The 13166-nt window shown below is 39.6% G+C and carries 6 protein-coding genes, 4 tRNA genes, 3 rRNA genes and 1 other annotated feature; all 13 genes read right to left on the reverse strand.

The features are described from left to right. Window positions 1-23 precede the first annotated feature (23 nt). Window positions 24-371 carry a cell division protein ZapA gene (locus tag ACYQ39_RS05325; RefSeq protein ID WP_459840943.1) on the reverse strand — a complete coding sequence of 116 codons (348 nt, stop codon included), beginning with the start codon at window positions 369-371 and terminating at the stop codon, window positions 24-26. A gap of 140 nt (window positions 372-511) precedes the next feature. After that, window positions 512-587 (reverse strand) — tRNA-Gly (locus ACYQ39_RS05330). An 8-nt stretch (window positions 588-595) separates the two neighbouring features. Then, window positions 596-682 (reverse strand) — tRNA-Tyr (locus ACYQ39_RS05335). A 121-nt stretch (window positions 683-803) separates the two neighbouring features. Next, window positions 804-879: transfer RNA gene (locus ACYQ39_RS05340), tRNA-Glu, on the reverse strand. A 20-nt stretch (window positions 880-899) separates the two neighbouring features. Continuing rightward, window positions 900-974, reverse strand: a tRNA-Gln gene (locus ACYQ39_RS05345). An 89-nt stretch (window positions 975-1063) separates the two neighbouring features. Further along, window positions 1064-1180 (reverse strand): 5S ribosomal RNA (gene rrf, locus ACYQ39_RS05350). Between the two features lie 43 nt (window positions 1181-1223). Continuing rightward, window positions 1224-4185 (reverse strand): 23S ribosomal RNA (locus tag ACYQ39_RS05355). A 115-nt stretch (window positions 4186-4300) separates the two neighbouring features. Then, a 16S ribosomal RNA gene (locus ACYQ39_RS05360) occupies window positions 4301-5836 on the reverse strand. Together the 16S, 23S and 5S rRNA genes with 4 tRNA genes alongside form the textbook arrangement of a ribosomal RNA operon. Before the next feature lie 368 nt (window positions 5837-6204). Continuing rightward, window positions 6205-8604 (reverse strand): phenylalanine--tRNA ligase subunit beta, encoded by a 2400-nt coding sequence (gene pheT, locus ACYQ39_RS05365; RefSeq protein WP_459840945.1) that lies wholly within the window; start codon window positions 8602-8604, stop codon window positions 6205-6207. Between the two features lie 14 nt (window positions 8605-8618). Further along, the gene (gene pheS / locus ACYQ39_RS05370) at window positions 8619-9641 is read right to left on the reverse strand and encodes a phenylalanine--tRNA ligase subunit alpha (RefSeq protein ID WP_459840946.1); all 1023 of its coding nucleotides are present in this window, start codon (window positions 9639-9641) and stop codon (window positions 8619-8621) included. Window positions 9642-10006: 365 nt separating this feature from the next. Continuing rightward, window positions 10007-10240 (reverse strand) — a binding site (T-box leader). A 55-nt stretch (window positions 10241-10295) separates the two neighbouring features. Then, the gene (locus tag ACYQ39_RS05375) at window positions 10296-11093 is read right to left on the reverse strand and encodes a TrmH family RNA methyltransferase (RefSeq protein ID WP_459840948.1); all 798 of its coding nucleotides are present in this window, start codon (window positions 11091-11093) and stop codon (window positions 10296-10298) included. A 69-nt stretch (window positions 11094-11162) separates the two neighbouring features. Continuing rightward, entirely contained in the window at window positions 11163-11810 is a 648-nt protein-coding gene (locus ACYQ39_RS05380; protein WP_459840950.1) for a potassium channel family protein, read from the reverse strand. 16 nt (window positions 11811-11826) lie between these two features. Beyond that, window positions 11827-13164: a TrkH family potassium uptake protein gene (locus ACYQ39_RS05385; protein ID WP_459840952.1), complete on the reverse strand. Its 1338-nt coding sequence runs from the start codon at window positions 13162-13164 to the stop codon at window positions 11827-11829. Window positions 13165-13166: the final 2 nt, after the last annotated feature.

Here is a 13166-nt window from a genome sequence, read left to right on the forward strand (position 1 = left end):
TTCAATTAGTCCTCCTCTTTAATTTATTTCACTAAATCATCATATTCTGCCTTCAACTTTTCATATTTATCTTCTAATTGGTTATATTCTTCTATCTTTTTTTGATAATCACCAACTACTTGATTATATTTCTCTTGTAAATTTTGATGTTTATCCTGAGTTGTATGTAATCTATCAGCTAAATTCATAGCCCCTAAAATCATAACTCTCATTCTGGAAATAGAAGGGTTATATTCTTTTACCTTCCGTAAATGATTATCTAAAAACGAAGCAATATTACTAATATAATCAGATGATTTATTACCTTTTATAATATATTCTTCACCTAAAATATCCACTTTAACTTCTGACTTATTTTCACTATCCCCCACTATTATTACCTCCACAATACTTAAAATTCCTAATCTATTTATTAATTCCAGAGTACAATAAAAAGTCCTGCTTAATAAATAAAAGAGCTAATACTAGAAAAACCTTGTTATCATAAGATAACAAGGTTTCTGAAATCAATTGGAGCGAAAGACGGGAGTCGAACCCGCGACCTTCTCGTTGGCAACGAGGCGCTCTACCAGCTGAGCTACTTTCGCACATTTATTGGTGGAGGGGAGAGGATTCGAACCTCTGAAGGCATCGCCGGCAGATTTACAGTCTGCTCCCTTTGACCAGACTCGGGAACCCCTCCATATATTTTTATATAATTAACTTAACTAGTTACAATGATAATTATAACTTATTATCAATATAATGTCAACTTATTCTTAGCAAATGAGATAGATCCCATTTGCATTCTAATCATAAATTAATGGTACCCCCAAGGGGATTCGAACCCCTGCCGCCAGGATGAAAACCTGGTATCCTAGGCCACTAGACGATGGGGGCCTATAAGGCAATTAAGCTTTTGGCTGGGGTGGCTGGATTTGAACCAACGAGTGCAGGAGTCAAAGTCCTGTGCCTTACCACTTGGCGACACCCCATTAATAAGTTTGTCTCTTACTCAAGCCGAGAATTATTATATCTCAACTCTTCTAATTTGTCAAGAGAAAAACTTGAAAACTTCAATCAATTCTGGCGGCGACCTACTCTCCCATAGGGCTACCCCTATAGTACCATCAGCGCTGGAGGACTTAACTACTGTGTTCGAGATGGGAACAGGTGTTGCCCCTCCGCAATCACCACCAGAATTATTTATTACACTTTCAAAACTGCACAATAATAACTTTATCTAGATTAAACCCTCGTTCTATTAGTACCAGTCAGCTTAATATGTCACCACACTTATACTCCTGGCCTATCTACCTGATAGTCTATCAGGGAACTTACTGGATTATTCCATGGGATATCTAATCTTGAGATCTGCTTCACGCTTAGATGCTTTCAGCGCTTATCAGTTCCGTACTTAGCTACCCAGCAATGCCATTGGTTGACAACTGGTCCACCAGCGGTACGTCCATCCCGGTCCTCTCGTACTGGGGATAGTTTCCCTCAAATATCCTGCGCCCACGGCGGATAGGGACCGAACTGTCTCACGACGTTCTGAACCCAGCTCGCGTGCCGCTTTAATGGGCGAACAGCCCAACCCTTGGAACCTGCTCCAGCTCCAGGATGCGACGAGCCGACATCGAGGTGCCAAACCTCCCCGTCGATGTGAACTCTTGGGGGAGATAAGCCTGTTATCCCCGGGGTAACTTTTATCCGTTGAGCGACGGCAATTCCATGCTCTACCGTCGGATCACTAAGCCCGACTTTCGTCCCTGCTCGACCTGTATGTCTCGCAGTCAGGCTCCCTTCTGCCTTTACACTCTTCGTGCGATTTCCAACCGCACTGAGGGAACCTTTGGGCGACTCCGTTACTCTTTAGGAGTCGACCGCCCCAGTCAAACTGCCTGTCTGAAACTGTCCTAACACTGGGTTACAGTGCGTAGTTAGAACACCGGCACAATAAGAGTGGTATCCCATTGATGGCTCCATCGACACTAGCGCGCCGATTTCAATGCCTCCCACTTATACTGTACATAGTGTACCAAAGTTCAATATCAGACTGCAGTAAAGCTCCACGGGGTCTTTCCGTCCAGCCGCGGGTAGTCTGCATCTTCACAGACACTTCAATTTCACCGAGTCCTTCGTCGAGACAGTGCTTAGGTCGTTGCGCCATTCGTGCAGGTCGGAACTTACCCGACAAGGAATTTCGCTACCTTAGGACCGTTATAGTTACGGCCGCCGTTCACTGGGGCTTAAGTTCAATGCTTTGGATCTAAGTCCTAACATATCCCCGTGACCTTCCAGCACCGGGCAGGCGTCAGCCCCTATACTTCGACTTGCGTCTTAGCAGAGACCTGTGTTTTTGGTAAACAGTCGCCTAAGCTTCTTTGTTGCAACCTCTTCGAGCATAACTCTATTGAGGCACCCCTTCTCCCAAAGTTACGGGGCTAGTTTGCCGAGTTCCTTGACGAAGGTTCACTCGCTCGCTTTAGAATTCTCATCCAGTCCACCTGTGTCAGTTTGGGGTACGGGTACCTATCACCTTGCTAGAGGTTTTTCTTGGCAGTAGAGAATCAACTTCTTCGTTCCCGTAGGAACTCCTGATCACACTTCAAAGTTATCAATGGTCCGGATTTGCCTAAACCATCCTTCTAAGTGTTTCAACCTGTCATACCGTTGACAGGCAAGTCTATCTTCCTGCGTTACCCCTTCGCTCAAATGCTAATAGGTAGCGTCGGAATTTTGACCGACTATCCATCGCCTACGCCTTTCGGCCTCGGCTTAGGTCCCGGCTTACCCTGAGCGGACGAGCCTTGCTCAGGAAACCTTGGACTTTCAGCGAACAGGATTCTCACCTGTTTCTCGTTACTCATACCGGCATTATCGCTTCTATACAGTCCACAGCTCCTTCCGGTACTGCTTCAGTCCGTATAGAATGCTCCCCTACCATTGGATAACCAATTCGCAGTTTCGGTGGTAGACTTGAGCCCCGGATATTTTAGGCGCAAGACCACTCGACCAGTGAGCTATTACGCACTCTTTAAATGAATGGCTGCTTCTAAGCCAACATCCTGGTTGTCTAGGCAGTCTCACTTCCTTTGCCACTTAGTCTACACTTTGGGACCTTAACTGGCGATCTGGGTTGTTTCCCTCTCGACTATGAAGCTTATCCCACATAGTCTGACTCTTAAGCTTTCTGTATTAGGATTCGGAGTTTGAATGGATTCGGTAGCTTGGGTAAGCCCCTAGTCCAATCAGTGCTCTACACCCAATACAGCCGTCTTAAGGCTAGCCCTAAAGCTATTTCGGGGAGAACCAGCTATCTCCGAGTTCGATTGGCCTTTCACCCCTATCCACAGTTCATCCCATGGCTTTTCAACGCCAACGCGGTTGGGACTTCCACAGGCTGTTACACCTGCTTCATCCTGACCATGGATAGGTCACTCGGTTTCGGGTCTATGCTAAGCGACTTGCGCCCTCTTCAGACTCGCTTTCGCTACGGCTTCACCTTTTAGGCTTAACCTCTGCCACTTCACATAACTCGCCGGTTCGTTAAGCAAAAAGCACGCCATTAGGCTGATATATATACGCCCTCTGACCGCTTGTAAGCATATGGTTTCAAGGTCTATTTCACTCCCCTCTCGGGGTTCTTTTCATCTTTCCCTCACGGTACTGGTTCACTATCGGTCGCCAGATAATATTTAGCCTTAGGAGATGGTCCTCCTTACTTCCCACGAGGTTCCACGTGACTCATGGTACTCAGGTACTATCTAAGCCTCTTTTAACTTTCATCTACAGGACTATTACCTTCTGTGGTGTGGCTTTCCAACCACTTCGACTAGCTAAAAGTCAGCTTATGATACTTCATAGTAGTATCGTGATAGCCCTACGACTCTGTAATAGCAATGCCTATGAGCTTTTACACTATTACAGTTTGGGCTATTCCCCTTCCGCTCGCCGCTACTTAGGGAATCGCTTTTGCTTTCTTTTCCTAGGGTTACTAAGATGTTTCAGTTCACCCGGTTACCTTCCTAGAGTTATTTTAATTCACTCTAAGATGACATGGGTTACCATGTCAGGTACTCCCATTAGGACATCCTTGAGTCATCACTTGTTTGCAGCTCGTCAAGGCTTATCGCAGCTTGCCACGTCCGTCATCGGTTTCTGGCGCCTAGATATCCACCATACGCCCTTACTAGTTTAATCTAGACTCGGTTAATCGTTGTTATTGTGCAGTTTTCAAGGTGCAATTACGAGAGACTCAGTCTCTCAAAACTAAACAATGTAACATTCCAACTACCCTCAGCGTTTAACTCCTTAGAAAGGAGGTGATCCAGCCGCACCTTCCGGTACGGCTACCTTGTTACGACTTCACCCCCCTTATCGGGCACACCTTCGGCGCTTCTCTCACTTGGTTGAGCCAGCGACTTCTGGTGCCCCCAACTCGGGTGGTGTGACGGGCGGTGTGTACAAGGCCCGGGAACGTATTCACCGTGGCATTCTGATCCACGATTACTAGCGACTCCAGCTTCATGCAGATGAGTTGCAATCTGCAATCCGAACTGAGACTCACTTTACAGGATTGGCTCTACCTTGCGGTCTCGCTTCCTTTTGTGTAAGCCATTGTAGCACGTGTGTAGCCCAGAACATAAGGGGCATGATGACTTGACGTCATCCCCACCTTCCTCCGCGTTCTTCCGCGGCAGTCTCCTTAGAGTCCCCATCATTACATGCTGGCAACTAAGAATAAGGGTTACGCTCGTTGCGGGACTTAACCCAACATCTCACGACACGAGCTGACGACAGCCATGCACCACCTGTCATTTCTGTCCCCGAAGGGAACTTCTCTGTTAAAAGAATATCAGAAAGATGTCAAGTTCTGGTAAGGTTCTTCGCGTTGCTTCGAATTAAACCACATGCTCCGCCGCTTGTGCGGGCCCCCGTCAATTCCTTTGAGTTTCAACCTTGCGGTCGTATTCCCCAGGCGGGATACTTAAAGCGTTAACTACGGCACCGAGGGAGTTGAACCCCCAACACCTAGTATCCAGCGTTTACAGCTAGGACTACCGGGGTATCTAATCCCGTTTGATACCCTAGCTTTCGTGCCTCAGCGTCAGAGTCAGACCAGGAGACTGTTTTCACCATTGGTATTCTTCCTAATATCTACGTATTTCACCACTACACTAGGAATTCCATCTCCCTCTTCTACTCTCAAGTCTAACAGTTTCAAAGGACTTTCACTAGTTGAGCTAGTGGCTTTCACCTCTGACTTGCTAGACCGCCTGCGCACCCTTTACGCCCAGTAATTCCGGACAACGCTTGCCCCTTACGTGTTACCGCGGCTGCTGGCACGTAATTAGCCGGGGCTTTCTTTTGAGGTACCGTCATACCTAGCAGTTGTTCACTACTAAGTTGTTCTTCCCTCAAGACAGAGCTTTACGACCCTAAGGCCTTCATCACTCACGCGGCATTGCTCCGTCAGGCTTTCGCCCATTGCGGAAGATTCCCCACTGCAGCCTCCCGTAGGAGTCTGGGCCGTGTCTCAGTCCCAGTGTGGCCGATCGCCCTCTCAGGCCGGCTACCCATCGTTGCCTTGGTAAGCTGTTATCTTACCAACTAGCTAATGGGACGCAAGCTCATCTTTAAACGATAGTAATCCATCTTTCCTCTAAAAAGAGTATATCCAGTATTAGCCACCCTTTCGAGTAGTTATCCCAGATTTAAAGGTAGATAACTTACGCGTTACTCACCCGTTCGCTGCTTTACTCGTTACCCGAAGGTAACTTTCTCGCACAACTTGCATGTGTTAAGCATGCCGCCAGCGTTCGTCCTGAGCCAGGATCAAACTCTCCGAAAAAAGGAAATGAGTTTGACACTGACTTCGGAATAGTCGGATGTTACATTGTTTAGTTTTCAAAGACCGAAATCTCTGTCGCCTTTTCAAGCAACATTTACTATATTATCAAATATTTATCTTTTTGTCAAGAGGTTTTCTGGATTGTTTTTGCTTGTCCAGAAAAAACAACTCTTTCTTTCAAGCGACATTTAATATATTATCAATTGTAAGACTATTTGTCAAGAGATTTTAAAATTAATTCTTTGCTCTCTCAACAACGCAATTAACAATATATCAAATAAGCTATAAGATGTCAATAGTTTTTTATAAATTTTAAAATCTAATAAAAGAAAAGAGCACAACTTAAAAGTTATGCTCTCTTTTTTGTTCTATTCTCTGATTTTAGCTTCTAACCTCTTATCTAATTCTTCTTCTATCTTATTTTGTACTTTATTTACTTCTTTATCTGTTAAAGTTCTATCTGCTACTCTATAACTTAACGAATAAGCTAAACTTTTATATCCATCGGGAATCTGCTCTCCTTGATAAAGATCAAATAATTCAACACCTTCTAAAATTTCTTCTCCAATCTCTTTTATAACATCTTCTATCTGTTGATGAGTAACTTCTTCTTTAACAACTAAAGCAATATCTCGCATTAAAGCTGGATATTTAGGAAACTGAGTATACTTTCGTTTAGCAGTAGCTACTGTTACTATGGAATTAAAATCAATTTCAAAGACAGTTATCCGAGTTTCTAACCCATAATTCTCTTGTACATCAGGATGCACTTCACCTAGATAACCTACTTTTTGACCAGCAATTATAACTTCAGCTGTTCTACCTGGATGTAAATAGCTTACTTGAGCAGCTGAGAATTTAAAGTCTTCAATACCTAAATTAGTAAAGTAATCTTCTAAAATACCTTTTAAATAAAAGAAAGCTGGTGCATCTACTTGCCACTTATCCGGTAATTCCGTACTCATTACTGCAGCTGATAACTTTAATTCTTCTTTAGGCAACTCTTGACTGTCTTGTGGAATAAATACTTTCCCTAATTCAAATACTCTTACATCATCAACCTTTCGACTGGCATTTACAGCTATATTATCCAAGACATCAGACAATAGAGTTGTTCTCATTACTGTATGTTCTTCACTAACTGGATTATTAAGCTGAATTACATCTCTTAATGAATGATCTTTAGAAAGGTTAAGCTGATCAAAAGCTTTAGGATTAGTAAAAGAATAATTTTGAGCCTCAAATAAACCTAAGTTAGTTAAAATAGTTCGTGTCTTATCTGCTAACTTTTGGGCCAACGTCTTCTTTCCTTGCTTAACTTCAGCTTTAGAATTAGCTGGCTCAATCTCATCATAACCATATAATCTAGCTACCTCTTCTATTAAATCAATCTCCTGACTAATATCAACTCTATATGTAGGTACCTTAACTAATAAAGTAGCCCCTTGGTCCTCTACAATAAAGTGTAATCGCTCTAATAAGTTCTTAATATTAATTTTAGCTAATGGAATGCCCAATACCTTTCGTACTCTATCTGGTCTTAGTTTAATCTCTTCTTTAGCTATTGGCTCTGGATAGATATCCTTAATGCCTTTAATTACTTTACCATTTCCTAGTTGAGCAATTAATTCTGCTGCTCTATTTAATGCCAATTTAACTAGATTAACATCAACACCTCGTTCAAATCTATGAGAAGCATCACTATGGATCCCTAGTTTACTAGATGTTTTACGAACTGAACCGGCAGCAAAATTTGCTCCTTCTAAAAAGATAGTTGTAGTCTCTTCAGTTACTTCACTTTCTGCTCCCCCCATTACTCCAGCTATACAAGAAGGTTTATTAGTATCAGCAATTACTAGCATATCTGAATCTAAATCTCGTTCTTCATCATCTAAAGTAACTAAAGTCTCTTCATCTTCCACTCGCCTAACAACAATCTGTTGTTCCTCTAACTGATCATAATCAAAGGCATGTAGTGGTAGACCTAATTCCATTAAAACAAAGTTAGTTACATCAACAACATTATTAACTGGTCTAATTCCTACTGCTTCTAATCTCTTCTTTAACCATAATGGAGACTCTTTAACTTCTAAATCTGTAATTACTCGTCCAGCATAACGAGAACAAATATCTTTAGCTTCTACTTCAATATTAATCCAATCGGTGATCTCTTCTGCTATCTCTTCTACTTCAGGTTCAGGATACTTAACTTGATTACCAGTAATAGCTGCTATTTCTCTAGCCACCCCAATCATACTTAAGCAATGGCTATAGTTAGGAGTTAAATCAAATTCAATAATTATGTCATTTAGACCTAACTCTTCAACTAATTTATTACCTAATGTAGAATCCTCAGGTAGAATAAATAGTCCATCTACTCCATCATCAGGTAAGTTAAGCTCATCTGTAGAACACATCATACCACGAGATTCTACCCCTCTTAACTTAACTTCTTTAATCTCCATTCCATCAGGCATTGTAGTACCTACAGGAGCTACTGGAACTCTATCTCCTTCTTCCATATTATTAGCTCCACAGACAATCTGTAGTTCTTCTTCTCCTACATCTACCTTACAGACAGATAATTTATCTGCATTATCATGATCATTCATTTCTGAAATTTGGCCTACTATAACAGTTTCAATCTCTGCACCTTGGTATTCAATTCCTTCCACTTCCAAACCAGCCATAGTTAATTCTTGAGCTAGTTCTTCTGGCGTATAATCAAAATCAACATACTCTTGTAACCAATTATAAGAAAGTTGCATCTTATATCCTCCTTCTATTTAAATTGTTTTAAAAATCTAATATCATTTTCATATAACAATCTAATATCATCAATATCATACTTTAACATAGCAATTCGTTCTACTCCCATTCCAAAAGCAAATCCAGTATACTTTTCTGAATCAATATCAGACATTTCTAATACATTTGGATGGACCATTCCAGAACCTAAAATTTCTAACCACCCTGTATCAGAGCAGATATTACAACCTTCTCCATCACAGTTAGCACAAGAGACATCAACTTCAGCACTTGGCTCTGTAAATGGGAAATAACTTGGTCTGAATCTAACCTCTCTTTCAGCTCCAAATAACTCATGTACAGCTTTAATTAAGATTTCTTTTAGATTAGCAAAGGAGATATCTTTACCAACCATTAGCCCTTCTACCTGATGGAAAACTGGTGTGTGTGTAGCATCAATTTCATCAGAACGATAAACTCGACCTGGAGCAATAACTCTGATTGGTGGTTCTGTCTCTTCCATTGTTCTAACCTGAACAGAGGAAGTATGAGTTCTTAATAACTTATCATCACCAACATAAAAAGTATCTTGCATATCTCGAGCTGGATGATTAGCTGGGAAGTTTAAGGCTTCAAAGTTGTAATAATCAGTCTCTACTTCTGGGCCCTCAGCAATTTCAAAACCTAATCCTAAAAAGACCTCTTTAATTTCATCAAAAACTAATGTTAAAGGATGTTTAGTAGCTGATTCTGTTTCTGTTCCTGGTAGAGTTACATCAATACTTTCTTCTTTTAACTGTTCTGCTTTAACTGCTTGCTTTAGTTCTTCTTTACGTTGACCAATTACCTGTTGTAATTGACCTTTTACTTGGTTAGCTAACTTTCCAATAACTGGTCTCTGCTCTGGTGGTAGATCACCTACATTACGTAAGATCTGAGTTACTTCACCTTTCTTTCCTAGATACTTAACTCTTAAGTCATCTAACTCTTCTAAATTAGTAGCTCCCTTAATGGAAGTAGTTGCTTCTTGTTTAATATTGTTGAGTCTTTCCTCCATCTTGCAATCCTCCTTCTTTGTTATTGATCAAATATTCTAAATTGAAACTCAATTGATATATTGTGTCACCACAGGTGACACAGTCCTGTGTCGTGTGCTATGAGCTATCAGCAGATTTTCACGGAGAGTCCGTAAGACTCATAGGAATTCAAACCATTTAAATTCAAAATCCAACTCCTGATAATTCCTATGTTTTAAGATGTTGAATTGCGTCTATTTTTTTGAATTTGATTTGGCTCACGACTCACAGCAGATAGCAGACAGCTGTGACACGAAAGTGCCACTTTATCAGCAATTTAAATAATATTTAATTAAATATTATAAAAGTATTATCTCTAAATACAAAAAATCCACTTCTCCCCTCCGCTAAGGACGAAAGATAGTGGATCGCTTCCGTGGTACCACCTTAATTAGCTTAAGTAAATTTAACTTAAGCCCACTCTAACTAATAACGGCAGTCACCGGCTTAATCTACTTATTTCAATTAAGCAGCTCCAGAGTGAATTTATTTAACATTATCTTAGAGATGTTTTCAGTCTAGGACATCTCTTCCCTACAAGATAAGTGGTTAAACTACTTGACTCCTTCTTAGCTATTGTGGTTATTAATTTTAAATCAAGTATATCATAGCTCTTTGATATTAACAAGTCTAGACTAATTCATTCTTTGCCGTAAAGCCTCATAAAGGATTACTCCTGTAGCCATAGCAACATTAAGTGATTCAGCTCCACCTACTAATGGTATCTTAATCAATTCATCAGCTTCATCAATCAAATCTTGTCTTGGACCATGACCCTCATTACCTGCTACTACTGCTACTGATTGAGAATAATCAATATCATAATGGTATGTATCGCCTTGGAGATCAGCAACAACTAGCTCAATCTGATTTTCAATTAGTTTCTTCTTTAATTCTTCTAACTTGTTTTCACGATAGACAGGTAACCTAAATAAAGAACCCATAGTAGCTCTAATTGTTTTTTGATTGTAGAGACTGACAGTTCCTTTAGTAGTAATTACTCCATCAGCTCCAACTCCATCAGCAGTTCTAATAATAGTTCCTAGATTCCCAGGATCTTGTACCTGGTCTGCTATCACAAATAATTTCTGCTTACCAGTCAATAGATCAGTTAGGTTATAATCAACTTGCTTTACAATAGCTAAGATACCTTGTGGAGAAGTAGTATCAGCTACTTTTTGTAGTAAATCATCAGTAATTTGATATACTTGTGTAGAATCCCCTTCTAAATTATGTAAAAGTTCTTTACCTCTTTGATTACGTAAGAGATAATCTGAATAGAATACTTGCTTAATCTCTGTTTCTTCCTTTATTGCTTCTTCTATAATCCTAATTCCTTCTAAAACAAATTCACCTTCTTGACGCCGATATTTCTTCTTATAAAGAGAACGCAAATCTTTAATCTTACTATTAGTAAAACTAGAGATAATCACTTTTAATAACTCCTTTCTGTAGCTTAATACCAGGAGCTATTATATCACCCCCTAGCTAATAGCTCAAATCTATAATCTTCTTAATTCTTCTAAACTTTCGTTATCTCCTACTACAATTAAAGTATCATCAGGTTCAATCTTTAAGTTGGCCCGAGGAGAGACTTCAACCTTTTTACCTCGTTTAATAGCCATTACATTTACTCCAAAACGACTTCTTAACTCTAATTCTTTTAAACTTTTGTTATGCATTTCAGAATTAGGTTTCATCTCAATCACACTATAATCAGGGGCCAACTTAATATACTCTAAGATATTAGCATCGACTAAGTTATTAGCAATTCTAGCCCCCATATCACGTTCTGGATAAACTATCTTATCTGCCCCTACTTTATGTAACACCTTCCCATGTAACTGATTATTAGCTTTAACAACTACTTTGCTAACTCCAAGTTCTTTAAGTAATAAGGTAGCTAAAATATTGGATTGAATATCCTCACCTATACTAACTACTGCTATATCAAAGTCATTCACTCCTAACTCTTGTAACGCTTCTTTATTAGTAGCATCAGCTTGTACAGCATGAGTTACTTCATTACTAATCTCCTGAACTCGATTTTCGTCAACATCTACTGTCAAGACATCACAGTTTTTATCTGCTAGTACCTTAGCTACACTGGTACCAAAACGTCCTAATCCGACTACTATAAATTGTTTCATTAACTTCGCACCTCTTCTACCCAATTAATATCTCTTCTGTTGGATACTTAATCTTATCTGATTCTATCTTCTCTCCTAATGCTACTGCTAGAGTCAACGGGCCAACTCGTCCTGTAAACATTAACAGAACCACCATCAACTTACCTACTGAACTTAAAGCACTAGTAATTCCTGTAGACAGACCTACCGTCCCAAAGGCCGATACAGTTTCAAAGAAGATTTTTATAAATGAAAATTCTTCTGTAATTGTTAAACCCAAAGTAACTAAAATAACAAATAGTATTCCTACAATTGTAACTGCTAAAGCCTTATAGATAATATGTTGCGGAATGGTCCGACCAAATAATTGAGGTCGTTTTTTACCTTTAACCAATGAATAAGCAGTTAATAATAAGACACCTATAGTTGTTGTCTTTAGCCCTCCTCCAGTAGAACCAGGAGAAGCTCCTATTATCATTAACATAATGACTAAAAATAAACCTCCAGAAGTTAAATTACCAAGTGGAACTGTATTAAAACCAGCCGTTCTAGGTGTTACTCCCTGAAAGTATGCAGCTAGCAATTTGTTAGATAAAGATAAATTGCCTAATGTCTTAGGATTAGAAAACTCTAATAAAAAAATTCCACAGACTCCTACCAGAATCAAGACTATTGTAATTAATAATACTATCTTTGTATTTAGAGATAGAGAAGTAAATTCTCGCTTATGATATAAATCAGCAATTACTGCAAAACCAATCCCTCCAACAATAAATAAAGTAGTAATTACTAAATTAATATAGGGATCAGTTACAAAATCCTCTAGACTATTGCCAAAAAGATCAAATCCTGCATTACAGAAAGCAGAAATGGCATGAAAGATAGAAAAATAGACTGCTTTTCCAGTTGAAAATAAAGAATTAAATCTTAAGAATAACAAAACTGCTCCTATAAACTCAACTCCTAAAGTCAATCCAATAATATACTTGACTATCTTAATTAGCCCAGCAAGATTAAAGTGATTTATCTCTTCTTTAACGATAATCCTTTCTCTAAAAGTAATTTCTCTACCTAATAATAAGACTACTAAAGTAGAACTAGTCATTAAACCTAAGCCACCAATTTGAATTAAAAATAAGACTACTAACTGCCCAAATAATGATAAATCATGAGCCGTATTAACTACAATTAATCCTGTCACCGCCGTAGCTGAGGTAGCTGTAAATAAAGAATCTATCAAATTTAATCCCTGGCCTGAAACTGTAGCCCAAGGAAGTGATAATAAGATAGTTCCTAAAATAATCAATATTAAATAGCCTAATACCAAAAACCTGGCTGGCGACAAGGACCTAGCTATAGAAGAAATAATTCTCACCC

It is taken from the genome of Halanaerocella petrolearia, from assembly GCF_054657875.1.